The sequence below is a fragment of the Nocardia brasiliensis genome (assembly GCF_042691675.1).
Lineage (GTDB): Bacteria > Actinomycetota > Actinomycetes > Mycobacteriales > Mycobacteriaceae > Nocardia > Nocardia brasiliensis_D.
This window is the reverse complement of record NZ_CP170507.1, coordinates 1,672,744-1,698,245: the sequence shown is the minus strand read 5'-3', so window position 1 is coordinate 1,698,245 and position 25,502 is coordinate 1,672,744. Positions and strand designations below refer to the sequence as shown.

Annotated in this window: 26 protein-coding genes; 12 read left to right on the top strand and 14 right to left on the bottom strand. The window is 67.1% G+C overall.

The window, feature by feature from the left end:
• Complete coding sequence (locus ACFK0J_RS07885; protein WP_378737926.1) at positions 1-1,074, top strand: 2Fe-2S iron-sulfur cluster-binding protein; 1,074 nt, start codon at positions 1-3, stop codon at positions 1,072-1,074.
• A gap of 8 nt (positions 1,075-1,082) precedes the next feature.
• On the top strand, positions 1,083-1,424 hold the full coding sequence (locus tag ACFK0J_RS07880) for a DUF4873 domain-containing protein (protein ID WP_378737924.1): 342 nt from the start codon (positions 1,083-1,085) through the stop codon (positions 1,422-1,424).
• On the opposite strand, the gene ACFK0J_RS07875 is transcribed toward ACFK0J_RS07880, so the two are convergent.
• The 6 genes from ACFK0J_RS07875 to ACFK0J_RS07850 all read right to left on the bottom strand — a co-directional run bounded on the left by ACFK0J_RS07875 (position 1,401) and on the right by ACFK0J_RS07850 (position 8,224).
• Positions 1,401-2,696 carry a diguanylate cyclase domain-containing protein gene (locus ACFK0J_RS07875; RefSeq protein ID WP_378737922.1) on the bottom strand — a complete coding sequence of 432 codons (1,296 nt, stop codon included), beginning with the start codon at positions 2,694-2,696 and terminating at the stop codon, positions 1,401-1,403. The two genes, ACFK0J_RS07880 and ACFK0J_RS07875, sit on opposite strands and share 24 nt — an antisense overlap.
• A gap of 32 nt (positions 2,697-2,728) precedes the next feature.
• Positions 2,729-3,538, bottom strand: coding sequence for an SAM-dependent methyltransferase (locus tag ACFK0J_RS07870; RefSeq protein WP_378737920.1), 810 nt, complete (start codon positions 3,536-3,538; stop codon positions 2,729-2,731).
• 163 nt (positions 3,539-3,701) lie between these two features.
• Entirely contained in the window at positions 3,702-4,910 is a 1,209-nt protein-coding gene (locus ACFK0J_RS07865; RefSeq protein ID WP_378737918.1) for an ROK family protein, read from the bottom strand.
• A 25-nt stretch (positions 4,911-4,935) separates the two neighbouring features.
• Positions 4,936-6,171: a sugar ABC transporter permease gene (locus ACFK0J_RS07860; RefSeq protein ID WP_378737917.1), complete on the bottom strand. Its 1,236-nt coding sequence runs from the start codon at positions 6,169-6,171 to the stop codon at positions 4,936-4,938.
• A gap of 76 nt (positions 6,172-6,247) precedes the next feature.
• Positions 6,248-7,075 (bottom strand): ATP-binding cassette domain-containing protein, encoded by an 828-nt coding sequence (locus ACFK0J_RS07855; RefSeq protein WP_378737915.1) that lies wholly within the window; start codon positions 7,073-7,075, stop codon positions 6,248-6,250.
• 69 nt (positions 7,076-7,144) lie between these two features.
• Entirely contained in the window at positions 7,145-8,224 is a 1,080-nt protein-coding gene (locus ACFK0J_RS07850) for a sugar ABC transporter substrate-binding protein (RefSeq protein ID WP_378737913.1), read from the bottom strand.
• 286 nt (positions 8,225-8,510) lie between these two features.
• Here ACFK0J_RS07850 and ACFK0J_RS07845 point away from each other — a divergent pair, with 286 nt between their 5' ends.
• Complete coding sequence (locus tag ACFK0J_RS07845; RefSeq protein ID WP_378737911.1) at positions 8,511-9,452, top strand: alpha/beta hydrolase; 942 nt, start codon at positions 8,511-8,513, stop codon at positions 9,450-9,452.
• A 16-nt stretch (positions 9,453-9,468) separates the two neighbouring features.
• Here the strand turns inward: ACFK0J_RS07845 and ACFK0J_RS07840 are convergent, their stop codons facing one another.
• Positions 9,469-9,954 (bottom strand): hypothetical protein, encoded by a 486-nt coding sequence (locus tag ACFK0J_RS07840; RefSeq protein ID WP_378737909.1) that lies wholly within the window; start codon positions 9,952-9,954, stop codon positions 9,469-9,471.
• A 74-nt stretch (positions 9,955-10,028) separates the two neighbouring features.
• Positions 10,029-11,540, bottom strand: a complete 1,512-nt coding sequence (locus ACFK0J_RS07835; protein WP_378737907.1) for a flavin-containing monooxygenase — start codon at positions 11,538-11,540, stop codon at positions 10,029-10,031.
• A 69-nt stretch (positions 11,541-11,609) separates the two neighbouring features.
• On the opposite strand from ACFK0J_RS07835, the gene ACFK0J_RS07830 reads away from it, so the two are divergent.
• Both ACFK0J_RS07830 and ACFK0J_RS07825 read left to right on the top strand, forming a co-directional pair.
• Complete coding sequence (locus ACFK0J_RS07830; RefSeq protein ID WP_378737905.1) at positions 11,610-12,614, top strand: AraC family transcriptional regulator; 1,005 nt, start codon at positions 11,610-11,612, stop codon at positions 12,612-12,614.
• Between the two features lie 110 nt (positions 12,615-12,724).
• A complete protein-coding gene (locus ACFK0J_RS07825; protein ID WP_378737903.1) occupies positions 12,725-15,697 on the top strand; it encodes a BTAD domain-containing putative transcriptional regulator in 2,973 nt (990 codons plus the stop codon).
• A 454-nt stretch (positions 15,698-16,151) separates the two neighbouring features.
• Here ACFK0J_RS07825 and ACFK0J_RS07820 read toward each other — a convergent pair whose 3' ends face one another.
• A complete protein-coding gene (locus ACFK0J_RS07820; protein ID WP_378737901.1) occupies positions 16,152-17,591 on the bottom strand; it encodes an alpha/beta hydrolase in 1,440 nt (479 codons plus the stop codon).
• A gap of 101 nt (positions 17,592-17,692) precedes the next feature.
• On the opposite strand from ACFK0J_RS07820, the gene ACFK0J_RS07815 reads away from it, so the two are divergent.
• The 4 genes from ACFK0J_RS07815 to ACFK0J_RS07800 all read left to right on the top strand — a co-directional run bounded on the left by ACFK0J_RS07815 (position 17,693) and on the right by ACFK0J_RS07800 (position 20,615).
• Positions 17,693-18,238 (top strand): YdcF family protein, encoded by a 546-nt coding sequence (locus ACFK0J_RS07815; RefSeq protein WP_378737899.1) that lies wholly within the window; start codon positions 17,693-17,695, stop codon positions 18,236-18,238.
• 42 nt (positions 18,239-18,280) lie between these two features.
• Positions 18,281-19,015 (top strand): VIT family protein, encoded by a 735-nt coding sequence (locus ACFK0J_RS07810; protein ID WP_378737897.1) that lies wholly within the window; start codon positions 18,281-18,283, stop codon positions 19,013-19,015.
• Positions 19,016-19,085: 70 nt separating this feature from the next.
• Positions 19,086-19,853, top strand: coding sequence for a GAF and ANTAR domain-containing protein (locus tag ACFK0J_RS07805; RefSeq protein WP_378737895.1), 768 nt, complete (start codon positions 19,086-19,088; stop codon positions 19,851-19,853).
• An 87-nt stretch (positions 19,854-19,940) separates the two neighbouring features.
• Entirely contained in the window at positions 19,941-20,615 is a 675-nt protein-coding gene (locus ACFK0J_RS07800) for a phosphoribosyltransferase (RefSeq protein WP_378737893.1), read from the top strand.
• A 76-nt stretch (positions 20,616-20,691) separates the two neighbouring features.
• Here the strand turns inward: ACFK0J_RS07800 and ACFK0J_RS07795 are convergent, their stop codons facing one another.
• The 3 genes from ACFK0J_RS07795 to ACFK0J_RS07785 are packed head-to-tail and all read right to left on the bottom strand — an operon-like array spanning position 20,692 to position 21,510.
• A complete protein-coding gene (locus ACFK0J_RS07795) occupies positions 20,692-20,868 on the bottom strand; it encodes a CsbD family protein (RefSeq protein WP_378737891.1) in 177 nt (58 codons plus the stop codon).
• Between the two features lie 9 nt (positions 20,869-20,877).
• Positions 20,878-21,033, bottom strand: coding sequence for a DUF6131 family protein (locus ACFK0J_RS07790; protein WP_167768950.1), 156 nt, complete (start codon positions 21,031-21,033; stop codon positions 20,878-20,880).
• A 24-nt stretch (positions 21,034-21,057) separates the two neighbouring features.
• Positions 21,058-21,510, bottom strand: a complete 453-nt coding sequence (locus ACFK0J_RS07785) for a hypothetical protein (RefSeq protein WP_378737889.1) — start codon at positions 21,508-21,510, stop codon at positions 21,058-21,060.
• A gap of 127 nt (positions 21,511-21,637) precedes the next feature.
• Here ACFK0J_RS07785 and ACFK0J_RS07780 point away from each other — a divergent pair, with 127 nt between their 5' ends.
• On the top strand, positions 21,638-21,832 hold the full coding sequence (locus tag ACFK0J_RS07780) for a heavy metal-associated domain-containing protein (protein ID WP_378737887.1): 195 nt from the start codon (positions 21,638-21,640) through the stop codon (positions 21,830-21,832).
• A 29-nt stretch (positions 21,833-21,861) separates the two neighbouring features.
• Here ACFK0J_RS07780 and ACFK0J_RS07775 read toward each other — a convergent pair whose 3' ends face one another.
• Both ACFK0J_RS07775 and ACFK0J_RS07770 read right to left on the bottom strand, forming a co-directional pair.
• On the bottom strand, positions 21,862-23,439 hold the full coding sequence (locus ACFK0J_RS07775) for a Na+/H+ antiporter (protein WP_378737885.1): 1,578 nt from the start codon (positions 23,437-23,439) through the stop codon (positions 21,862-21,864).
• Positions 23,427-24,443 carry a DUF418 domain-containing protein gene (locus ACFK0J_RS07770; protein WP_378737883.1) on the bottom strand — a complete coding sequence of 339 codons (1,017 nt, stop codon included), beginning with the start codon at positions 24,441-24,443 and terminating at the stop codon, positions 23,427-23,429. Before ACFK0J_RS07770 ends, ACFK0J_RS07775 begins: the two co-directional genes overlap by 13 nt.
• Before the next feature lie 119 nt (positions 24,444-24,562).
• Between ACFK0J_RS07770 and ACFK0J_RS07765 the strand changes: the two genes are divergently transcribed.
• Positions 24,563-25,003, top strand: coding sequence for a MarR family winged helix-turn-helix transcriptional regulator (locus ACFK0J_RS07765; RefSeq protein ID WP_378737881.1), 441 nt, complete (start codon positions 24,563-24,565; stop codon positions 25,001-25,003).
• A gap of 24 nt (positions 25,004-25,027) precedes the next feature.
• Complete coding sequence (locus ACFK0J_RS07760; protein ID WP_378737879.1) at positions 25,028-25,408, top strand: DUF5313 family protein; 381 nt, start codon at positions 25,028-25,030, stop codon at positions 25,406-25,408.
• Positions 25,409-25,502 lie beyond the last annotated feature (94 nt).

Below are 25,502 nucleotides of genomic sequence, written 5' to 3'. Positions count from 1 at the left end.
ATGGCCGAGCCGGACACCAGCACGCCGCTGCCGGTGACGACCGCGAACACCCATGTGCACGAATTGGAAGTCGTCGAGCTGATCCGCGAGACGGCCGACGCGGTCTCGCTGGTCTTCGAGGTGCCCGAACCGCAGGTGCCCCGATTACGCTATCGCCCAGGGCAATTCCTGACCTTGCGCGTTCCGAGTGACCGAACCGGCTCGGTTGCTCGCTGTTATTCGCTGTCCAGCTCACCGCATCTCGATGACGATCTGATCATCACCGTGAAACGTACCCCAGGCGGCTACGCGTCGAACTGGCTGTGCGACAACGCTGTTCCCGGCACTCGGCTGACCACACTGTCTCCCTCCGGTGTGTTCACGCCGAAGTCTCTGGACGCCGACCTGTTGCTGATCGCCGCGGGCAGCGGTATCACGCCGGTCATGTCGATCATCAAGTCGGCCTTGATCGCCGGTACCGGCACCAGTTACCTGCTCTATGCCAATCGCGACGTGTCCTCGGTCATCTTCGGCGCCGAACTCACGGACATGATGGCCGAGTATCCGGATCGACTCATCGTCGACCATTGGCTGGAATCGGTCATGGGACTGCCCACCGCCGAAGCACTGACCGAGCGGCTGTGGCCCTACCGCGGTTTCGACGCATTTCTCTGCGGGCCAACAGCATTCATGAACACCGCGCGTTCCGCCATGATCACCGCGGGGATGACCGAAAGACATATACACACCGAGATCTACCGATCATTGACCGGCGACCCCTTCGCCGAGATCGTGATCGCCCGCGACGATGCGCACACCCCGGCCACCGCAACGGTAGAACTCGACGGCCGACAGCTGGAACTGTCCTGGCCCCGGCATACCCCACTGCTCGATGTGCTGCTGGCCAGCGGCTACGACGCTCCCTACTCCTGCCGCGAGGGGGCGTGCAGCGCGTGTGCCTGCACCGTCCGCGCGGGCGAGGTCCGCATGCTCCGCAACGACACCCTGGTCGACGCCGACTTGGCCATCGGCCTGACCCTCGCCTGCCAATCCCTCCCGCTCACCGACCACGTCGACATCGCCTTCGACCAGTAGGGACGACCATGGCGGATCCCGCCGAAGACTACGACTACCAGGGCCTGGCAATCGTCACCGTCGACGGCACCGGCATCCTGGTCCAGCTCACGCTGCGCGGACACGTCCAAGGCATCGACGGAATCTACCGCTGGTATGGGCGCATCCGGCCGAACCCAGCGCTCGCGGCAGCAGTGGGCGAGCACGCCAACGTCGAGGTCCGAACCTCCTTCGGCACCGCCCACGCCGTCATCGGCGACATCGATTTCTGGGGCCGCTACCGGATTTCCGGCCACAGCACACCACCGTTCTTCGTACCGAACAGCTTGTCCGACACGCCGAATCCGCTAATGCCGCTGCCGGAACCGTGACTCACGCGCGCCGTGCGCGGCCTTGTTGCGGTACATGGCCGTATCGGCGGCGTGCATGAGTTGGTCTGGGGCGGTGGGGACGTCGTGGAGGAAGACGGTACCGATGCTGGCGGCTACGGACACCAGGTGGTTCTGCACCTCCATCGGCTGAGTCAGTGCCTGCGACAGCCAGGCGGAGACTTCGATCAATGTGTCCGCGCCCGGGCACTTTTCGATCAGGACGATGAATTCGTCGCCGCCGAGCCGGGCGACCAATCCGTCGACCGGCTCGACGGCCGCCTGTAATCGTTCACCGACAACGCGCAGCACCCGGTCGCCTACCGTATGGCCCCAAACGTCGTTGATCTCCTTGAACCCGTCGAGATCGAGGTAGCACACGCCGATCGGCGGGCTCGCGTTCGCCAGCCGGTCGAAGAACAAGGTGCGGTTGGGCAGGCCGGTGAGGCTGTCGTGGTTCGCGTCGTGCCACAACCGGTCGGCCAGCTGCTTGCGTTCGGTGATGTCGACGGCCACCCCGATCAGGAACCGCACCTGTCCGGCGCTGTCGCGCACCGCCGACATCGAGAGGTCGATGGTGGTGATGGCGCCGTCCGGGCGCAGATGGTCGGTCTCCAGCCGGAAGCGGTCGGTCGCACCGCTGAGCAGCCGTTGCATTTCGTCGAAGGCGTACCCGATGTTCGCCGGACCGAGCAGTTCGGCCACCGGTCGGCCGGGCATGACTTCGACTGGCAGGCCGAGCATTTCGGCCATAGCGACGTTCGCGTCGAGCACCTTGCCGGTGACATCGATGGTGCCGATGCCGACCGAGGCGCCCGCGAAGACCGCGGCGAACCTGGCCTCCGACAGCTGCCGTTTGGCCTCGGCCTCCTGCGCGGCCGCCAGGGTGGCCACCAACGTGGCTTCCTGTTCGGCCAGCGCCGCCGTCCGCAATGCCGCCGTGAAGCCGGCCGCGAATTCGGCGGCGACGACGACCGCGCGGTCGCGGATCCGCTGATATTCCGGCTCGGTCCGGGTCGGGCAGAGGTCGTCCACCAGGTCGTGACAGATCACCACCACCGAACGGCTGACCGCCACCGCGTCGCGATAGTTCGCCGCGACCAGCACCGAGGCGGCATCGCGGGCGACCGTGAGTTCGGCGGTACCGAGGACCACGGCCTCGAGCGCTTCGCCGAGGTCGGTGAGCATGGCTTCGATCTGGGTCCGCGTGAGGGTGGGGGCCACCGCGCCGTCGAGCGCCTCGGCCCACTGAATCGCTAGCTCATGCGACCCCACTCAGGGACTCCCTGCCGGCTCGTGTTCGCGCTTCAGGCCTTTCGGCCGACGCCGGCCAGACCGAGCGAACGGCCCGGCGCCTCGTGCAGATCCCGCTCGGACTCCGGGCGCCAGACCGGCAGCTCGACTACGCCGGGCTCGATCAGGTCCCATCCATCGAACATAGCGACGATTCCATCGCGATTGCGGAAATGGATACCAATTCGATTCTCGGTGCTCGCGTTGGCGCCGAGCTTGCCCGCGTCGTCGGGCCGCATTTCGGAGGTCAGGTGGGAGATGGCGACGTAGCTGCCCGGCTGAACGGCGGCGCGCAGCTCGGCCACCTTCGCGACGGGCTCGTCACTGTCCGAGAGCAGGTGCAGCACCGCGACCAGCAGCACACCCACCGGCTGATCGAAGTCGATCAACCCGGTCTCAGCGGCCTTGCCGAGCAACTCGGCGGGCTTGCGCAGGTCGGCCTCGATGGCGCCGGCCCGGCTGTTGCCGCGCAGAATCGCCCGCGAATGCGCGACGGCCACCGGATCGATGTCCGCGTAGAGCACTCGAATATCGGGGTCGATACCTTGCACGACTTCGTGCACATTTCCGGCTGTCGGGATCCCCGACCCGATGTCGAGGAATTGCCGAATCCCGGAATCGGCCAGGAAGCGCACCGCGCGACGCAGGAAGGCCCGGTTGCTCAGCGCCAATCGTGGCAGGTCCGGCACCAGCGTCTTGCCCATCTCGGCGGCCCTGCGGTCGATCTCGAAATTGTGCGAACCACCCAGCAACGCGTCGTACATTCGTGCCGGGCTCGCCTGCTGCATATCCACGCCCTCAGGTGCCCACGCCGGCCTATCCATCGAAACCCCTTATTGCTCACGATCGAAACTCGCCGACCTCGGACCGGCCGATCCACGCGGGCGTCGTGTGCTCGATCACCCAAACGGTGGTCTGCGCATAGTAGTCGGGTTTGGTGACCTGCGGGAAGCTCGCCGATGACCGTGCTGGACCCAGCCCACGGTTTCACCGGCTCCCGGCGGAAATCCTGGCCAGGGTCTGTACCGGGTCGGTCAGTACGTCGGTGAAGGCCAGCTCCGCGGCGCCGATCAGGGTCGCGTCGCCGCCCAGCGCCGAGGTCCGCAGCTTCACCCGTTCGCGGACCGCGAGCAGGCCGTCCACCGCCACCCTGCTGCGCACCTGGGCCGCCGAGGCGAGGTAGATCTCCCGCAGCACTCCACCGAAGACGACCATCGACGGGTTGAAGATATTGACCAGGTTGGCGACGCCGTAGCCGAGCCAATCCCCCACCTGGTGCAGGGCATCCCTGGCGGTCGAGTCGCCGCGGGCCGCGGCCTCCACGATCGCCTCGACGGCGGCTCGGCCCGCCGGGTCGGTGCGCCCGGCGGCGGCGATCAAGCCGAGTTCGCCCGCCTCGGCTTCGAGGCAGCCGCGCGATCCGCAGGCGCAGGCTCGCCCGTCCCGGTTGACGATCATGTGGCCGACCTCGCCCGCGTAGCCGCCCTCGCCGCCGAGCAGTTGTCCGCCCATGATGATGCCGCCGCCGATGCCGACGTCGCCGTGCAGGTAAATCAGGTCGGACAGGCCCGCACCCACGCCGCGTTCGCGTTCGGCGAGCGCGCCGAGGTTGGCGTTGTTGCCGACCGCGACCCGCAGGCCGAGGTCGAGTTCCCGAGTCAGGCTCGCGCCGAATGGGACATCGACCCAGCCGATGTTCGGGCCGTAGCGCACGACCCCGTCTTCCTCCCGGACCATCCCGCAGAACGCCACGCCGACACCGACACACAGGCCGTCGCGGGCCGCCTTGTCGATCATGCCGCGGGCCATGGTCGCCAGCGTGCTGATCACGTCGTCCGGGTCGAAAGTGCCTTGCGGACGGTCGGTTTCGATCTGGTCGAGGACCGAGCCGCCCAAGCCGACCCGGGCCGCGGCGAGTCGATCCGCGCCCACGTCGAGTGCGACGACGTAGATGCGGTCCGATTCCGGCCGCACCACCAGCGACGGGCGGCCCGCCCTACCGGTCTGGCCGGGCAGTTCCTCGCGGATCAGCCCGGCCGCGGCCAGGTCGGCGGTCAAGGCCAGAATGGTGCTGCGGTTCAGGCCCATTCGTTCGGCGAGCGTGGCTCGCGATACCGGACCGTCGCGGTGGACGTGCCGGAGCAGCACAGCCAGGTTGCTCTTCCGAATATCCTCGGGAGAAGAAGCTGCCCTCATTCACCGTCCTTCGCCGAGGGATGGGTTATCTACGGAGTAACGTGCGCTTACGCGACAAGGCGTCCACTCCGGCCGCCAAGAGCAGCACAAATCCTGTCACAACGAATTTCGTGCCCGCGCTGTAGCCCATCAGGCCCATTCCGTTATCGATCACCGCGACCACGGCTGCGCCGAGGACCGCGTCCAGCATGCGGCCGCGGCCGCCGAACAGGCTGGTGCCGCCGATGACCGCGGCGCCGACCGCGAGCAGCAGGACGCTGCTGCCGCCGGTGTTCGGGTCGACGGAGTTGGCCCGCGAGGCCGCGATCAGGCCGCCGACCGCGGCCATTGTCGAACACAGCACGAAAGCGGTGATTTTCACCCGATCGACCGTGATGCCCGCGCGCCGGGCCGCCTCGGCGTTGCCACCCACGGCGTAGATGTGCCTGCCGAACGACGTCCGGTTGAGCACGAAGGTCCACAGCAGCAACAGAATCGCGATCAGCGGCACCACGATCGGCATGCCCTTGAGCGAGTGCAGCTCCGGGTTGCGGCTGCGTTCGCCGTTGAGCACGAGCACCGCGATGCCGAGTACCACCGCAACGGCCACGATCCGCGCCACGATCACCGGTGCGGTCTCGCCGGTGAGCCCGAGTTTGGTGCGGGCCCGCAGTTTTCGGTATTGCAGGAAGGCGAATCCGGCGACGAGGACCGTGTACATCACCCAGCCGAGCAAGGGCGGGACGTTTTTGTTCGCGATGGCGAGGATGGTGTCGTCGCGGATGGAAATGTTGCGGCCGTTGTCCATGATCTTCAGCGCGACCCCTTGCAGCGCAAGGAATGCCGCGAGCGTCACCACAAACGACGGAATGCCGATCTTCACCACGATGGTGCCGATCGTCAGCCCGATCAGCACTCCGGTGAGCAGCGAAACGAGCACCGCCGCATACCAGGGCCAGCCACGGTCGGTCAGCAGCACCGCTAGCACGGCCGCACAGACACCGCTGGTGAATCCCGCCGACAGATCGATCTCGCCGAGCAGCAGCACGAAGATCAGGCCCATCGCGATCACCGCGATCGCCGCGCCCTGGGTGAACAGATTCGCGAAGTTGGCCTCGGACATGAAGACCGGGCGCGCGGCCCAGAAGACGCAGGACAGGATGACCAGGGCGAGCACCGAAGGCAACGCGCCCATATCGCCGCTGCGTACCCGCCCGACGTAGGTATTAACCAGATCGGAAACCGGTGCGGTTGCGGGCTTTTCGGTCAAAACGGCGCTCATGCCTGTGCCTCGCTGGCGCTCGGCTCCGGCATAACCGTCAGGGCGGCTGTGCTTTTTGTTCGCTCGCTGCGCTCACTCATCTGTTGACTCCGTTCGGGTCCAGGCCCAGTGCGCCGCTGCGGCCTGCCGTAATCAGTTCGACGACCTGTCCGTGGGTCACGTCGGAGGTCCGCACCTGCGCCGCCATGCGACCCAGGTACAACGCGGCGATCCGATCCGAGACCGCGAAGACGTCGTTCATGTTGTGCGAGATCAGCACCACCGCGAGACCTCGGTCGGCCAAGCGGCGCACCAGCTCGAGCACCTGCTGGGTCTGCTGCACGCCGAGCGCGGCGGTCGGTTCGTCGAGGATCACCACCTTGCTGTTCCACAGCACGGCTTTCGCGATCGCCACCGTCTGGCGCTGCCCGCCGGACAGGCTCGACACCTGCTGACGGACGCTCTTGACCGTCCGAACGGACAAGCTCGCCAACGTCTTTCCGGCCAGCTCCTCCATCGCGTACTCGTCGAGCACGATCCCGGTCTTCTTCTCCCGGCCGAGGAACATGTTCTGGACGATGTCGAGGTTGTCGCAGAGCGCGAGGTCCTGGTACACGATCTCGATGCCCAGCGCGGCCGCGTCGCGGGGACTGTGCACCTGAACGGGGTTGCCCTCGAACAGGAATTCGCCCGCATCGATCGGGTGGGTGCCGCCGATGCACTTGACCAACGTGGACTTTCCGGCCCCGTTGTCGCCGACCAATGCGGTCACCTCACCCGCGTAGGCGGCGAAGGCGACGTCGTGCAGGACGTGAACCGGCCCGAAACTCTTTTCCAAGCCACGTAGTTCGACTACCGGCGTATCCGGCCCACCCGTCACCCGGCCACCACCCCTCTTCGAATCGCTGCGCGATGCTTCACTCATAGTGCTGCTCCTGAGAAGGGGCCCCTTCCGCTGTCCCCTCATCGAAACGGCGGAAGGGGCTCGAGACGATCAGATGCCGTTGTCGGTGCAGAGTTTCGCGATCTCGCCGGTGCACAGCTCGGCCTTGGTCACATAACCATCCGCGACAACGTCTTTCACGTTCGCCGCGTAGATCGGCTTCGGCTCCAACAGCACCGATGGCACGTCGGCGTTGGCCTCGGGGTCACGCACTTTGCCGTTCGCATGACCCTGCTGGCCCTTGGCCAGCGCGATGGCCAGCTCCGCCGCGGCCTCGGCTTCCTTCTTGATCGCCTTGTAGACGGTCATGCACTGGTCGCCCTTGAGGACGTTCTGCAGGCCCTGCACGGTGGCGTCCTGGCCGCTCACCGGAACCTGACCGTTGAGCTTCTGCTTCTTCAGCACCGCGATCGCCGCGTTGGCCAGGCCGTCGTTGGCGGCCACCACGCCACCGATGTTCGGCTGGCTGGTGAGCATCTGCTCGAAGATGGTGCCCGCCTGGGTGTTATCCCATTCCGGCACCGCCTGATCCGGGCCCTTCACGTACTGGCCCGCGTCGAACTTCGGCTTCAGCACCGCGTCGTAGCCGGTCTTGAGCAGGGTGGCGTTGTTATCCGTCGGCCCGCCGTTCAGATAGGCGACAACGGGATTGACCGCGTTCTTGTCGGTCAGACACTTCGCCACGCCCTCGCCGAGCAGGCTGCCGACCTTCACATTGTCGAACGACACGTAGAACTGGGCGCCACCGCCGAGCGTGAGCCGGTCGTAGTCGATCACCGTGACGCCCTGCGCCTTCGCCTTCTGGATGACCGCCTTGCCGGTGCCGCTGTCCAGGTTCGTCATCAGCAGGACCGACGCACCGTTGGTCATCATCTGATCCGCGATCGTCTGGAAGGCGTTCTTGTCGCCCTGCGCGTTCTGGATGTCGGCCTTGACCCCCGCCGAGTCGAACGCCTGCTGTAGATACTTGCGATCCGCCGTCTCCCACCGCGCCGATGTCTTGCTGTCCGGCAGGATCACCCCGATTTTGGCCCCACCACCCCCCGAATCCTTCGAATCGTCACCACAAGCAGTCAATGAAGCAAGCACGGCGACCGAGACGGCCGCAACGCCGAGAATGCCCTTACGCATGAGGGGGCCTTTCGTGGAACCACCGCCCCGGTGTTGCCCGGGCGGTCGAGGTAGAGCGAATGTTGTTCGCTGCAACATATTCGACTGTGACTCACCGCACAACCTGTTCGAGCGACCAATTTGTTGTTCGAGATAACAATCAGGACACGTTCCGGTTGGCCCAGGTGCCAGATCATGAGATTCCCCAATTTGCGAACAACGCTATTCGTAGAGTGCCTCGGTGCTCTAGATTCAGCCCTGCGGGATCGCGCAGTTCGACGCCGACCCCGGAGGAAAGGATCATCCGTTGCCCCGAATCAGCAGGCTCATCGTGGCCGTCGCCACCATAATCGTCAGTTTCTCAACACCTTTCGCGGCTGCTGGCCCGGCACACGCCGCGGCGGGCACGGTCCGCTGGGAGACCCGAGTCAGCGATCGCATCCTCGACATCGGCATCTCTTCGCCCAATCTCGAAGGGCCGGACTGGTCCGTCAAGGTGGTCCGCCTGCTGCTCCCGCCGGGCTGGACCAAGGAAACCTCACGCACCTGGCCCACCATCTGGGTACTGCACGGCGGCTTCGACGATCACAAATCCTGGACCGACAAAGGCGACCTGGAAGCGATGACCGCGGGCAAGGACGCCATCTTCGTGCTCCCCGAAACCAGCTGGTGCAGTGCGTATTCCGACTGGTACAACGATGGTCGCGGCGGTCCGCCCGCCTGGGAGAAGTACCTGCTCGGCGATGTCCGCACCATCTTGGAAACCACCTATCGCGCCAACACGACCCGGGCCATCGCGGGCAATTCGATGGGCGGTCTCGGCGCCATGAAATTCGCTGCCGCGCATCAGGGTTGGTTCAACTCGGCCGCCTCCTTCAGCGGCAATGTCGACCCGCTGCACGACTCGGGCGCCCCCGGCGAACCCGACAAGCCGGGGCAGGGCTGCGCCGCCGACTGGAAACGAGTCTGGGGCGACTACAAAACCAACCGCGACATCTGGGTCGCCAACAACCCCTACAGCCAGGCCGCCGAACTCACCAATATCCCGCTCTTCGTCTCCTACGGCAAGGCGGGTGCCGTCGAATCCCTTGTCTACGAACAGAACTACCGCTTCGTCGATCGCCTCCAACAACTGGGGGCGCGAGTAGACGAACGATACGAACCGAGCCACGGCCACGACTGGGCGGCGTGGAAAGTGCAGATGCGCAACGCCCTCCGCATGCTGCTCACCTCGGTGGGAGTCGGCTGACCGCTGCTGGTCGCGATCAGGCGGCTCGACGCAGCACCGCTTGATACTCCCAAGCGTCCCAGAGCGGGTGCGTTGCCGAATACCGTTGGTCTGTCCGAAGTTCCGTGCCGTCGAGTTCCATCCGCTCGACGGCAAGGCCGGTGCCTTCGACCAGCAGCAGCAGATCGGCGGGGGTATAGCAGCGCCCGAACTGATCGAGAGCTTCGGACTCCTGGCCGACCGGCCACCACCGGTCGTTGAACCGGCTCGTCACCGGGTCGTAGTCGTTGGAGTTCGCGAGTTCGACGACATACTTCTCCTGGTCGAGTTCGCCTGCGACGCGGGCCCATTTCCACGGGCTGAACACATCGACGATCATCGCCCCGCCGGGCCGCAACCATTCTCCGCTGACCCGGCGCAACAAGGCGCGCTGTTCGGCGTCGGTGCCGACTCCGGCGCGGTATCGAAGAAGCGCTTCACCCAATCCATTCCCGACCACCCCATCCAGTAGGTCACCATTCATCGGCGACAAGCCATCGGCCAACCCCCGGAATCGTGCCCTACCTCCGTGACGACGGATACCGAATATTCATGGCATCAGTGGGCCGGGGTCAGAGTGGGTTGTGGAAGGGCGGATTTGGGGGTAGCAGTAAGGGTTTTGGCGAAGTCGGTGCGCAGGGTGGTGGCCGAGTCGAGCAGGTAGTTCTGGCGGACCTTCCAGGGGTGGCGGTCGCCCTGGCGGGGGAACTCGGCGATCGAGCGCTGGATGTAGCCGGAGGCGAGGTCGAGGAGTGGTTGCTCGGTGAGGTTGCCGTCCGGCGTCGGGACAACGGCGGCGTAACCGCGGCGGTCCATGTGGTTGAGGATCTTGCAGACCAGGCGGGAGCTCAGGTCGGCGCGCAGAGTCCAGGAGGCGTTGGTGTAGCCGACGCAGACGGCAAAGTTGGGCAGGCCGGTGATCATGGCGCCCTGCCAGACGAACTGGTCGGACAGGACGACCGGTTGGCCGTCGACGCGCGGTGCGATGCCGCCGAGGGGAAGCATTTGCAGGCCGGTGGCGGTGACGACGATGTCGGCCCGCAGGATACGGCCGGACTTCAACCGGATGCCTTCCGGCACAAAGGTATCGATGTGATCGGTGACGACCTCGGCCTTGTCCTTCTTCATCGCCTTGAAGAAGTCCGCGTTCGGGACGGCACACAGGCGCTGGTCCCACGGATTGTAGGTGGGGGTGAAGTGTTCGGCTACGGCCTTCTCGTCCTTGAGAATTCGGGTGGTCAGGCCGGTGAGCAGCTTGCGCGCGGAGTCCGGGCGGCGGCGGCAGTACTGGTAGAAGCCGATGGCGAACAGGATGTTCTTGGTGCGAATCAGCCGGTGCGCCAGGTTCGGCGGCAGCAACTCACGGATCTTGTCGGCGTACTTGTCCCGACCGGGAACCGCGCTGATCCAGGTCGGGCTGCGCTGCAACATGGTCACCCGTTCGGCCTGCTGAGCCATCGCGGGCACGAGGGTGACCGCGGTGGCGCCGCTGCCGATCACGACGACCCGCTTACCGGTGTAGTCGAGTTCCTCCGGCCAGAACTGGGGGTGCACCACTTGTCCGGAAAACGAGGAAATGCCGGGGAATTCGGGCGTGTAGGCGCGGTCATAGTCGTAGTAACCTGCGCACGCGTACAGGAAGCCACAGGTCAGCTCGCGTCGCGAGACGTTGCCCGCCGCGTCACGCGCTTCGAGAGTCAGTGTCCAGCGGGCGGTTTCGCTCGACCAGTCGGCGGCGATCACCTTGGTCGAGTAGCGGATGTGCCGGTCGATGCCGAACTCGGCGGCGGTTTCGTTGATATACCGGCGAATCGACGTCCCGTCGGCGATCGACTCGGCATCGCGCCATGGCTTGAACGGGTAGCCGAGGGTGAACATGTCGGAGTCGGAGCGGACACCGGGATAGCGGAACAGATCCCAGGTGCCACCCATCGCGGCCCGGGCCTCGACGATGGCGTAGGTCTTGCCGCGGCACTCGGTCTGCAACCGGTAGGCGGCGCCGATACCGGACAGTCCGGCGCCGATGATCACGACGTCGAGGTGTTCGGGGGCTACGACAGTCTCGTTCATGGTTCCAGTCTGGGACCGAATGGCGTCGCATTCTTGACTTTACGCGACAACTATTTGATTCTGAACGACATGTCGGTGATCCGTTCCGCAGGACTGCGCGGGTTCCGCGCGACAGTGGCCGAGCTCGGCGCGGATGCCGAGCAGTTCGCCACCGCGTGCGGGCTGCCGATCGCCGCGCTCGACACCGACGACCTGTTGATTCCCGACCACGCACTGGCAGCTGTGCTGGAGCTGGCCGCACAGCAGCTGGACTGCGCGGACCTCGGCTTGCGGATCTCCCGCCGCCAAGACCTCGACATGCTCGGCCCGTTGGCACTGGCCATCCGGAACTCGCCGTCGCTGACGCACGTGCTGGAGTGCACGGCGCGCTATCTGTTCCTGCACGCCCGCGCCCTCACGCTGACCCCGGAGCCGGACCCGTACGGCGACCGCGGCGTGATCGCGCTGCGGTACGGCCTGCCCCCAGGATTGCCGACGCCCATCCAAGGCACGGATCTCGGACTCGCGTTCGTGCACCGCACAATCCAGCGTCTGGTCGACAACAGCTATGGCCTGCTCTCGGTCGAGCTGCCGTACCGGCCCGCGGCGCCGATCGCCCGCTACGAGGAATTCTTCGGCGCACCGGTACGGATAAACCGGCCGTACGCCGCCTTGCGGGTGCCGCGCAACCTACCGACCCGACCGCTGAGCGGCGGTGACGAAAATCTGCACCGGTTGGCGATGGCATTCCTGGCCGAGCAAGCGGGTGGCGCCGACGCCTCGGTGGTGCCCAAGGTGCGCGCCGCCGTCCAACAGCTCCTCGGCACCATCCCGCCCGAAATCGGCGCCGTCGCAAGGCTGCTGACTGTCCATCCGCGCACGCTGCAACGCCGCCTCGCCGCGGAGGGCACCTCGTTCGCCACAATTCTCGACGAAGTCCGTCGCGACGAAGCCCGCCGGTATCTCACCGCTACCGACATGCCCATGAGCCAGGTCGCATCCCTCATCGGCCTGTCCGAGCAGTCCACCTTCACCCGCTGTGCCCGACGCTGGTGGGGCACCACACCAACCGCGATACGCCGCGCCAAGGCGTGACCTCGCGGTCCACACCTTTCATAATCGAGGTGACATGGTGTGGCGGCATCGCCCGAGAGCGCCACGGCAGATATCTGGTTGATCTCGGTCGCCCCGGTGCACGAGGCAACATGGCGGGACGCCACGTACACTCCCAGCGTTCGGGAGGTCGGTTGTTGCACTTCGTTGTGTTGGGAGAGGTCAGGGGGTGGCGCGGGGAGGCGCCGCTCGAACTGGGACCTCCGCAGCGTCGGGCCGTGTTGGCGGCCCTGCTCTTACGTGCCGGGAACGCGGTGACGGCGGCCGAATTGGTCGAGGGCATCTGGGGAGAGCGGCCGGTGCCGCGCGCGATCGCCGCGCTGCGCACCCACGTCGCGCAGCTGCGCCGGACACTGGAACCGGATCGGCCGACGCGTGGGCCGTCGACGGTGCTGGTGTCGATCGGGGACGGTTACGCACTGCGGATACCGCCCGGCGCGACCGATGTGGCGGAGGTGGAGCGACTCGTCGCCGCGGCAGGTCAGGTTCGCGACCACGATCCCGCTGCCGCGCGGGCGAACCTGGTTGCCGCGCTCGGCAAGTGGCAAGGGTCCGCGCTGAGCGGGCTGCCCGGCCCGTTCGCGGAGCGGCAACGATCACGGCTGGAGCAGTGGCGGCTGACCATTCTGGAGGATCGGCTCGCCCTCGACATCGAGACCGGCCGCAGCTCCGAGGCGGTCGCCGAGCTCGGCGCGCTGATCGAGGAACATCCACTGCGCGAACGGTTCCGGGCACTGCTGATGACCGCGCTGTATCACTGCGGCCGCCAGTCGGACGCCCTCGATGCCTACGCGCAGGCCCGCCGGGCATTGGTGGACGGGGTCGGCGTCGAGCCGGGCCCCGAACTGACGGTGGTGCACGAACGGATCCTGCGCGGCGCGATGCCCGAGATCGCCGGGCACCGTTCGTTTGTCGAGCTCCGCACTGATCGCGGACGCGGCTCGACGATCGAACCGCCCGCGCAAGGCGAGCACGGCCCCGAACCGGTGCCCGCCCAGTTACCGCCCGACATCGCCGATTTCACCGGCCGCGAGCGACTGGTCGACGAGTTGGCGGCACAACTGACCGGCGCGGGCAGTGCGGTGGCGATCTCCGCGGTCGGCGGCATGGGTGGCGTCGGCAAGACGACCCTCGCCCTGCACGTCGCGCATCGGGTGCGGGATCGGTTCCCGGACGGTCAGTTGTACGCGAACCTGCACGGGGTCGACCCGGTGCCCACCTCCCCCGGCGCCGCGCTCGGTGGCTTTCTGCGCGCGCTCGGTGTCGCCGAGGGCGACATCCCGTCCACGGTCGACGAGCGCGCGGCCGAGCTGCGAACCCGATTGTCCGGCAAGCGAATACTCATGGTGCTCGACAATGCCCGCGACTACGCACAGGTCGAACCGCTGCTCGCCGGGTCGGCGGTGCTGATCACCAGCCGGTCCGCGCTGACCGAACTGCCCGCGGTCACCCGCACCCGGCTCGACGTGCTCGAAGCGGACGAGGCGATGGCCCTGCTCGTTCGCATTCTCGGTGCGGAACGCGTTGCCGCCGAGGCGGAGTCGGCTCGGCAGGTGGTCGCGCTGTGCGGCTACCTGCCGCTGGCGGTTCGCATCGTCGGTGCGCGGCTGGCAGTGCGACCACGGTGGACGATCGCCTCGTTCGCGGAACGGCTGGCCGATGAGAAGAGCAGACTGGACGTGCTGAAGACGGGCGAGCTGGCGGTGGAGGCGGCGTTCCGGCTCGGCTACGGGCAGTTGACCGACGAGCAGGCCAGGGCCTTTCGCACGCTGGCGCTCGCGGATGTGCCCGATCTCCCACTCGACGGTGTCGCGGCGGTCCTCGGCGTCGCCGAGTCGGACGCGGAGCGGGTGTGCGAATCCCTCGTCGACCTGAGTCTGCTGGAGACCACCACCCCCGGCCGGTACCGATTCCACGATCTACTGCGGCTTTTCGCGCGTAACGTCGCCGACGAGGACGAATCCGCCGTCCTGGTCCGCGTGCTCGATTTCTACCTGGCCGGTGCGAAGAACCTGCTCAGCGCGATCGACTACAGCAACACGACGCGGCTGCTCGTCCCGACCACCGTCCCCGGCCGCGCGTTCGCCGGCGGCGCGGAGGGGCAGGCGTGGAACGACATCGAGCGCCCGGTGGTCATCGCGTTGCATCAGCAGGCGGCGCGGATCGGCGGTCGCGCGCTCGACGTGGCGGCCGACCTCGCCTGGGTGATGGCCGAGTTGATGGACGCGGGCACGAGCGCACGTGAACTGTCCCGCGCCCTGGAGTCGTTGCTGGACACCGCGATCGCGGAAGACAACCTGGCCGCGGAGCGCCGCATCAGGACGGCGCTCGGCGCGCTGCTGCAGGTCGGACTCGGTGAGGTCGAGGCGAGTCTGCCGCATCTGCACGCGGTATCCGGGCCACCGGCGAGCGATGTCGACCGGCGGCTGTCGGTGCTCGCGTCGGTGCTGCTCGGCGTGGCGGCGCGGCGAATGGGCGACGCGGACGCCTCGCGTCGGCATTTCGAGCACGCGACGCAGCTCACCCGCACCCTCGGTGACCGCTCCATGGAGGCGTGGTGTCTGGCGCTGGTCACCCGAACCTTCTGCGCGGCAGGGCAATACGCCGAGGCGATGGAAATGGGGCAGCGGGCCATCGCACTCGCCCGCGAGTCGTCGAATCCCGTGGCACTCGGCTGGGCGACGCACGAGCTGGCGGCCACCCTGTCGATGCTCGGCGAACACCGGCGCGCGATCGAGCTCGGCAGCGAGGCGGTACGGCTGGCGCAACGCAACGGTGTGCGCCTGTGGGAGGGCTGGGCGCGCACCAGGCTGGCGCAGATTCAGCTACAGGCGGGCAATGTGGCCGAGGCGGAGACGCACGCCGCCGAGGCGCTGCAACTGCTGACCAAGGCCGCCGATCCGATCGATCGGGCGCGCGCGATGGCGTTGCACGCCGCAGCGCTGGCGGCGCGGGGGAGCCCGGAACGCGCCGAGCGGGAATTCGGCGAATCGGCCGAGATCTTCAAGCGCTCGGGACTGCCGCCGCCGACCATCGACCAGCTGTTCGGCCCCGCCGCAGACTAACTCACCGGCGCCCGATAACGAACGTTGATTCGTTATTTATCGGGCGCTGAACCGCAGGTGGCACGCTACCTTGTCGAGGAGAACACCATTGCCAGTGGTGGACAGGAGATGAGCCGTGCGGACTCGCGACCGCCCGGACCGAGACCGGGCGGCGGGCCGGGACCGCGTCGACTCGCGCTCGAGGGGTGCGCGAGGCGCATAGCGTGCCCGCTCCCTCGCCGACGAACGTGACCGACGCCAGGCGGAGCGCAGCACGGACGCGCAGACGGGTCGGCGCACTGGGCTCGAATCTCCTGTCCGCCACACCTCCCCCCGTACCGATCGAATCGTGGTGTGCCTGATCGTATCGGTATCGAGGTGAACCGCACAGTATTTCGGCGGTGGAAAACCGGGCTGATGGCGTGGGAAGGGCTCGCCCCCAGATGGTTTCGCGTTCAACGAGTGGCGAGTGGGCTTACCGGCAGACGGCTCCGCGCTCCGGCACGACACCGTCGCGCAGGTACGCGTTCACCACGTGGTCGACGCAGTCGTTCACGCCGCCGTACGCGCCGTGGCCGACACCGTGATAGGTCACCAGAACACCGGAGGCCAACGCCCGCGCCAGTTCCGATACCCAGTCGATCGGCGCCTCCGGATCACCGGTGTTGCCCAGCAACACGATCGGCGCGGCGCCCGCGCCACTGATCGGCGCCCGGCCGACGCCATGGACCGGCCAGTACGTGCACTCGGCCAGGCGCAACCCGGTGAGCTCGCCGAAACGTGGTGAGACTCCGGCGAACTCGGGCATGAACCCGCGGATCTGGGCGACGGTGTAGTGATCCGGATAGTCGGCACAGTTCGCGGCGGTGTTGATCGACGCGAAGTTCGACTGCGAACCGTCCGGGCGGCGGCCCGCGAACAGATCCGCGTAGCCGACGAGCTCGGTGCCGTCGCCCGAGAAGGCGCGGTCGAGCGCGGTGATGAGGTGCGGCCAGGCTTCCGGCGCCGCCACCCCGAGGCCGAGTCCCGCCGTCGCGATCGACCGGGTGAGCGGCGTGCCGCGATCGGTGGGCAACGGTGACTCTTCGGTGCGGGCGAGAAACCCGTCCACCCGATCCAATGCCTGCTGCTCGGTGCCGCCGAGCGGGCAATCACCCTGGGCCACACAGAAACCCAGGAACTGCCGCAACGCGATCTCACTGCCCGCGGACTGATCGAGCAGGCTCTGCCGGAAGGTGCGCAACGGCGTGCCCGGCGCGTCGAGCAGCATCCGGCCGACTCGCTGCGGAAAGAGCGTCGCGTAGGCGGCGCCGAGTTGGCCACCGTAGGAGACGCCGAGGTAGTTGAGCTTGTCGTCGCCGACCGCGGCGCGGACGAGGTCGATATCGCGCGCGGAATCGAAAAGCCCGATGTGCGGCAGCAACTCCGCGGAGGTCGCGACACACGAATCGGTGAACCGCCGACTGCTCGCGTCGACCGCCACCCATTCGGCGTCGGTGCGCGGAACACGTTCGGGCAGCGCGCCATCCGAGCAGTGCACCGGTGAGCTGCGGCCGACACCGCGGGGATCCCAGGACACCAGGTCGTAGCGGTCGAGCAGGGCCGCGAACCGAGATGCCGCCGCCACCACGGTTTCCAGGCCGGACCCGCCGGGCCCACCCGGGTTGTAGACCAGTGACCCGAGCCGCTGCGCGGGATCGGCGCTGCGGGTGCGGATCAGCGCGAGTTCTATCGTGCCCGCGTCGGGATCGCGGTGGTCGCGAGGAGCGCTGATCGTCGCGCATTCCCACCTCCGCCCGTCCCCGACGACGCCTTCACACGGCGACCAGGCCGGATCGGTGCGCTGCGGCGGATCGTCCGCACAGGACCCGGTCAGCAGCGCCAGCACCGCGAGCAGCACACCGAACCACCGCATCACTGATCCCCGCCTTTCTCAGCACGGCTGTATTGCCGAATGAAAGTTAACACCGGCTGCGGTCGATCGGCCCGCGCCGGAACTTCGGTATCGTCGGGGTGGTGCCCGGCCTGCGACGAGCTGGAATTTTCTTCGGAGCCCTACTCGCCCTTGTCGTGTTGATCGGGCTCGCGGGTCTGCCGGTGTACGTCTATCCGCAAACCGATCCGCTGCGCCGGGCGGACGCGATCGTGGTGCTCGGCGGCACCGCCTACCAACGCTTCGACCTCGGACTAGATCTCGCGCGCCGGGGATACGCTCCGACACTGCTGATTTCGCGCTCCACCGGGCTCGACGACCACGAGATGGACAAGTACTGCGCGGGCCGATTCGACTTCACCGTCAGCTGTTTCGTCCCCGATCCATGGACGACCGAGGGCGAGGCGCAGGAAATCGGGCGGCGGGCAGCGCGATTCGGCTGGCGGCACATCATCGTGGTGACCTACACGCCGCACGTGTCGCGGGCGCGCTACATCGTGTCGAAGTGCTTCGACGGCGAGCTGACCATGGTGGCCAGCCCGAACGACACCGGACCGCGCTTCTGGACCTGGATGTATATCCGGCAGTCGGCGGGATACCTGCGGGCGTTGCTGTCGCCGGGCTGCTGAGGCTACCGGTCACCTGCACGAACTTCGCCTAGTCTTCGCCTCATGGACGAAACGACCAGCGAACCCACCGCGGGCGCGCACCCGCACGAGCCCCACGCCGAAGGGCTGGCGTCCAAGCTGAACTGGTTGCGCGCCGGGGTGCTCGGCGCGAACGACGGCATCGTGTCCACCGCCGGTCTCGTCGTCGGCGTCGCCGCGGCGACGACCAGCACCGGGGCCATCTTCACCGCGGGCATCGCGGGGCTGTCGGCGGGCGCGATCTCGATGGCGGTCGGCGAATACGTGTCGGTCAGCACCCAGCGCGACTCCGAACGGGCGCTGCTCGCGAAAGAACGCAAGGAATTGCGCGAGGAACCGGAGTACGAGCTGAACGAACTGGCGGGCATCTACCAGTCCAAGGGCTTGTCCGCGGCGACGGCACGCAAGGTGGCCGAGGAGCTCACCGCGCACGATGCGTTCACCGCGCACGCCGAAGCCGAACTCGGGCTCAAGCCGGACGAATTGACGAATCCGTGGCAGGCCGCGTTCTCCTCCGCGGTGTCGTTCACCCTCGGCGCATTGCTGCCGCTGCTGGCCATCCTGCTGCCGCCGGTTCCGGCCCGCATCCCGGTCACCTTCGCCGCCGTGCTCGTCGCGCTCGCGGTCACCGGCTCGGTCAGTGCCCGGCTCGGCGGCAGCGCCCGTGGCCGTGCGGTGCTGCGGGTGATGGTCGGCGGCGCCTTGGCCATGGCGGTGACCTACGGCATCGGGCAACTCGCGGGCGTCGCCGGGATCTGATCCGCCCCGGGTCGTTTCCGGCCCCGCCGTCCCGGGTATGCAGCAGGTATCCAACGGAGGTGGTTCCGCGATGCCGGAACAGACGAGCACGAGCGACGAACTGGCCACCGGGATGGCCGAGCTGACGGCATTGCTGTTGTCCGCCAACGACATCGGGGCGTCACTGCATGCCATGACCGAGATCGTGTCCCGGATGCTGCCCGGTCGGCCGATGGTCGGCGTCACCATGCGGCTCGCCGGGGAGCCGGTCACCGTCGCGGCGACCGGGACCGAGGTCATCGTGGTCGATGAGGCCCAGTACAACCAGCGGCACGGGCCGTGCTTGGCGGCCATGGAAACCGGGCAGCCGGTGTCCGCGCCTGATCTGACACACGAACAACGATGGGGCGACTATCCGGCGCGGGCTCTCGCCCACGGCATCCACTCGGTCTACGCGCAACCGCTGTTGGCCGAGGGCGAGCCGGTCGGCGCACTGAACCTCTACGCGCGCCTCCCCTACGGCTTCGATGAACCGTCGCAGCGCGCGATCAACCTGACCGGCGAGCACACCGGCGTTCTGCTGACAGCCGTGTTCGCCGCGACGCGTCAAGCCGACCTGACCGACCAATTACGGGCCGCGCTGGCGTCACGAACGATGATCGATCAGGCGCTCGGCATTCTGATGGGGCAGCGACGCTGTGATCGCGATGCGGCATTCGACCTGCTCCGCAAGGCGTCCCAGCGCCGCAATATGAAGATCATCGACTTGGCCCGCGAGACCATCCGGACGTGGACCGGGGCCGAGCCGGAGGAGCAGCCACATTTCAACGAGCCATCACGAATAACCCGCGGTCGCTGACGGTTCGCTACGTGTAATCTACGAAGACCTTCCCGAGTCCCGTAGCGCGGCTCGCTTCCCCTGCACCCCACATTCAGGAGGACGAGCATGCCCTTTCGCGATCGTCGTGACGCCGGTCGACGACTCGTTGGACGTTTATCGGCCTTTCGTGATCAGGATGTTGTCGTACTCGGCGTGCCGCGCGGTGGCGTTCCGGTCGCCGACGAGGTAGCCCGAGCGCTTCATGTTCCACTCGACGTCATCGTCGTGCGCAAGTTGCGCGTGCCCTATCAGCGCGAAATGGTGTTCGGCGCCATCGGCGAGTATGGCGTAACCGTTGTCGACAAGGACTTGATGGGTCGCGCCTTCGTCTCCACCGCCGAACGCAAGCGGGTAACGCTCGAGGCGCGAGATGAGTTGTCTCGCAGCCTCGCCCGCTATCGCAAGGAATTCCCTCGGGTCCCGCTGTCCGGCCGCACCGCGGTGATCGTCGACGACGGGGTCGCCACCGGCGCCACGGCACACGCGGCCTGCGCGATTGTCCGCAGGCAGGGCGCGGCGCGGGTGGTGTACGCGGCGCCGGTCGGCTCGTGCCTGCCGGTCCGCGCGCTCGGCGCCTCAGCCGACAATGTCGTATGCATAGAGACGCCGGAGTTGTTCCATTCGGTTAGGCAGTGGTACCAGCACTTCGAGGAAGTCACCGAGGCGCAGGTGTGCGCATTGCTCGCGGATGCCGCGCCGTTGCGCAGCCGACCGGGGTCGCCACCGCCGGTCCCCCATTAACGTGGTTACAGCCGATATCAGCCGAGGGGCGCGCCCCTCGGCTGATATCGGTTACTGGGTCGGCGTTCGAACAGGGTTACCGTTTGAACGCCGCCCTCAATTTATCTGCAGCTCGCTCGAGGTTGCCGCGAGTCTGTTCTCGACGTCCTTCGGCCTCCATTCGACGGTCTCCCGACGAACGACCGAGAATCCGTTTGACATTGCCCCGTGCGGCTTGCACCTGGTGCGCGATCCGGTCTTCGAATTTGTTCATCGTCGATCCCTAGTAATACCAACGCCTGCCACCGACGGGGCGGCCGACCGAACCCGCGATCATCAGCACGAGGCCGACGATGAGGATGATGATGCCCGCGGTGGTGAGTAATCCGATTCCGAGCAGCCACCCCGCGATGAGGAGGACAAGTCCGAGAATAATCATGGTTGTATTTCCTTTTCTCTATGATTATTTCGACGTCGGCGCCTGCACGCGGGGCGTGCTGTCGGCGCGCGAAGTGTCACCGACGGGAGCCGTGGCCGGGCGGCGCACGAATCGACTCCAGACGGGCTCGCGGTGCGGCTGCGGTGCGGGCTCCGAACGGACCGGCGGGGCGCCGTCCGCTAGATCGCGCCGTACCGCCGCCATTTCGCGGCGGGATTGCCTGAGCTCGCGACGTGCCGCCATGTTTCGGCGGGAGACACGCCAGACACCGGTCAGCAGCAGGGCCAAGCCCAGCGTGCCGATGGCGCCCAGGGCGATGCCGTAGCCGAACAGCAAACCACTGGAACCGTGGAAGTGGTAGTCGAAGACGGCGAAATCACTTGGTAGGAAATTGGCTTCGCCGTTGTTCGCCACCACGCCGGCGACTCCGATGATCACTGCTGCGATCAAGACGACAAGCCCGATGATGATGATCATGACAATCCTGTTGCGTCGAGTTGTATGACACCCCAGCTATTCCCGGGGACACGACAACCAAACGTAGGAGATCGAACTCGACTGCTCGACGGCGTTTGCGCTCGTCGATTCGGTCTATTCGGTGTACATGAGTTCGTACACCATCACTTTGCCCAACGTTACCCGCGAGTCCGCCTCCGCCATCGAGTCACAACTGCGCGGCGTCAACGGTGTCGATTCCGTCGACATCGATGTGGCGTCCGAGAGTGCCATCGTGAACACCTCGCTGACCTATAACGAAGTGCTCGAGGCGATCCGCGATACCGGCGTGGCGGCTAGCTGAAACTTGTTGCCCGGGTAGCCGATTCGGGTTCAACGTCGACCGAGGTCCAGTCGCCTGGTCACTCGGTCGACCAGGTCCGGGGGCATACCGGGCTCTCGGCGGGCGGCGAGCGCTTCGCGGCGGCCCGCTTCGACGACGTCCTCCCGGACGTCGCGTAACTTCTTGGCCAACTTCAGGTTTCGAGCGGCTTCGGACTCGGCGTCCGCGTCGGCGGCCTGCGGGTCGGCCCGCGCCATCCGTTGCCGGAGGCCGTCGCGGAGGCGTTCGTACAACTCGTCGGGTAGCTGTTCGGCTGCGGCGATCTCTTTCAACCGCGCCAGCTCCGCCTTGATGACGCGCTCCCACAGCTGCCGTTCGAGTTCGCGCTCCCGCTGGGTGTCGGCATGCACACCGGTGAGCCGGACAACCAACGGCAGTGTCGTTCCCTGTAGCAACAGGGTGAACAGCACGACGACGAAGGCCGTGAACAGGATTTCGGTGCGGCCGGGAAAGGCTGCGCCCGCGTCGGTGACGAACGGAATGGCCAGTGCCAGTGCGACGGTCGCGACGCCGCGCATGCCCGCCCACCAGGTGACGATGGTCTCTCGCCAGGTATAGGGCTCGTCGGCGCGCGACCTGCGCCACCAGGTCTGCCCGATCGCCCAGGTGGCCATCAGCCAGATCAGGCGTAGCCCGACCACGGCCGCGACCACGGCGGCCGCACCGCCGAGCAGCCGCGGCCAGTCGTCGCCGGTGGCGTCCAGTACCGCGCCGAGCTCCAGACCGATGAGGCCGAAAGCGAAGCCGCTCAACAGCATTTCGATGATGTCCCAGAACGCGGCGCCGACCAGCCGGTAGTCCGAGTCGCCGAATTCGGTGACGGCATCGGTCAGATACAACGCGCAGACCAGCACGGCGAGCACGCCGGAGCCGTGCCACGCCTCGGCGAGTCCGTAGGCGGCGAACGGCAGCAGCAGACTCAGCGCCACCTGCCAGGTCGCCTCCGCGAGGTAGTTGGTCAGCCTGCTCCCCGCCCACCCCAGTACCAGCCCGACGGCGATCGCGACCACCGCGGAGATCACGAACTCCGCCGCCGCGTGCGGCGTGGAGAACCGGCCGGTGACCACGGCCTGAATCGCGACACCGTAGATGACGATGGCGGTGACATCGTTGAAAAGACCCTCCCCACCCAGCACCACCACCAGGCGGCGGGGCAGCCCGAGTCGGCCCGCCAGCGCGGTGGCCGCCACCGGATCCGGTGGTGCGACCAAAGCGCCGAGCGCGACGGCAGCGGCGAGCGGCAGTGCCGGATACCAGGCATGGAAGACAGCGGCCACCGCGGCGGCCGTCGCCGCGACCAGGCCGACCGCACGCAGAGCGATCAACAGCCAGTTCTCCGCGAACTGCCGCCACGAGGTACGTCGCGCCGCCGCGTACAACAGGGGCGGCAGCACCAACGGCAGAATCAGGTCCGGCGGAATATTGATACGCGGCGCGAACGGAACCAACGCCACCACACAGCCGAACACCGTCATCAGCACCGCCGACGCGACCCCGAGCCGCTTACCGAGCGGTTCGGCGAAAATCGCCGCGAACAGAATGACGAACATCAGCACTAACTGGTCCATGACCGCCCAGTCTGCGATGCGGCGCGCGAGTTCCTCGCCCGCCGCGCGGGGACCAGCTCCCACCAGGTGACACAGCGCCAGAGCCATTCGAGGGGGCCGTATCGGAATACTTTCAGCCAGCACCAGCTGACGGTCGCCTGGAGGGCGATGATGGCGGCGGCCAGGGCGAGTAGCGCGCCGTACTTGTCGGAACCGGACAGGGCGAGTCGTGGCTCGGCGATCAGGACCAAGGCTGTTGCGGAGATGTAATTGGTCAGCGCCATTCGGCCTAGGGGCGCCAGCGCCTCCGCGAGTATCGCGCCGGTTTCGGTGCGCAGGACCAGCAGCATGCCGGTCAGGTAGGCGAGGGCGCCGAGCAGACCGGCGACCGGTGGGGCGCTGCTGGCGAGCAGGTCGAGGTAGGGCGTGCGGAATTCCCAGATGGCCGTCACCACCGCGGCGGGTAGGGCGAGGGCGAAGACCGCGGTGATCTGCCAGGCGCGCTCGTCGAGCGTCTCGGCGATGCCGTAGCGGGCGGTCGCCAGGCCGAGTAGGAACAGGCCGGGCACCAGGCCGAACCCGCCGCCGAGTGCCAACCCGACACCGGTCGTCGCGAGTCCGGCGATCAGCACCGCCCAGCGCGGCAGACTCGTGGCGGGCAACAGGATCACCAATCCGACTATCGCGTACGGCAACAGCGCTTCACCCGGCTGGAACTGGTGATGGACGAACCCGAGCACCCCGAGCGCTACCAGCCGCCGGAGCAAGACCAGTCGCGGGTGCTCGGAGCGGCGCGCCGCTCCATCCAGGAACAGTGCGAAGCTCAGCCCGAAGAGGAAGGAGAAGATCGGAAAGAACCGACCCTCGAACAACACCGAGAGCACGTGCCGCAGCGGAACCATCTCGCCCGGCGCTTTCACCGCGGTCATGTCGGTGAGCTGCCAGATGTTGACGACCAGAATCCCGCACAGGGCGAATCCGCGTACAGCGTCGAGCTCGTGGATGCGACCGGCGTCGTTCTGCATGTGTCTCAAACTAACGACCACCCACGCCGGAACCACGCTTCTCCGACGAGATGTCGCCCACATAGTTAATGCATTAACTGTTCGTGCGTTAACCTGGACGGCAGTCGACGGGAGGACTGATGGACGATCCGCTACAGCTCGACCGGCAGGTGTGCTTCGCCTTGGCGGTGGCCAATCGCGCGGTGCTCGCCGTCTACCGGCCACTGCTCGAACCGCTCGGGCTCACCCATCCGCAATACCTGGTGATGCTCGCACTGTGGGGTGAGGCGCCGATGTCGGTCAAGGCGATCGCCGAGGCGATCCAGCTGGACTCGCCGACGCTCTCGCCGCTGCTCAAGCGGCTGGAGAGCGCCGGACTGATCACGCGCGTGCGGGACAGCCGCGACGAGCGGAACCTGGTGGTGAACCTGACCTCGGCCGGTGCCGCGATGCGCGAGCAGGCCGTGCGGATCCCGCCCGCGGTGGTCGAGCGGCTCGGCGTCACGCTGGCCGATCTCGAGGAGCTGCGCGAAGTCCTCACCCGCGTCAACGAGGCCGCACGTCGATCCGTGCTCGCCTGAGCCCACCCAGTTAGGAGCCCACGCATGTCCAGAGAACGGCGACGGCCCAATCCGATCCAGTGGATCGGCTACGTCTTCGGGCGCCGCCTGCCCGATTCGATGACCGACTGGGTGCGCAACGACCTCACCGGAAAGCACGCCACCGCCCGCCACCTCCTGCGCGGCCTGATCCCGTTCACCCCGCTGTTCGCGGCCTTCCTACTCTTCCCCGGCGAACTGTGGTTACGCGGCTCGATGGTGCTGCTCGCCTTTCTCCTCGCCCTGTTCTACACAACCGCGTTCATGCCGATGAACAGGGCCCACCGCCTCGCCGAACATGGCCTCCCCGCGGATCTCGAAAACCCCGAACGCACCCACCGCCGCGCCCAGGAACGCGCCACCTACGCCGCCCAACACCCCCGCTGACCGTACTGCCGCGCACGAGTTGCGTTGCCGCGCATGAAATCGCCAGCAATTCTGCGCGCGGGCGATGGTTCGTGCGCGGGCTGATGGTTCGTAC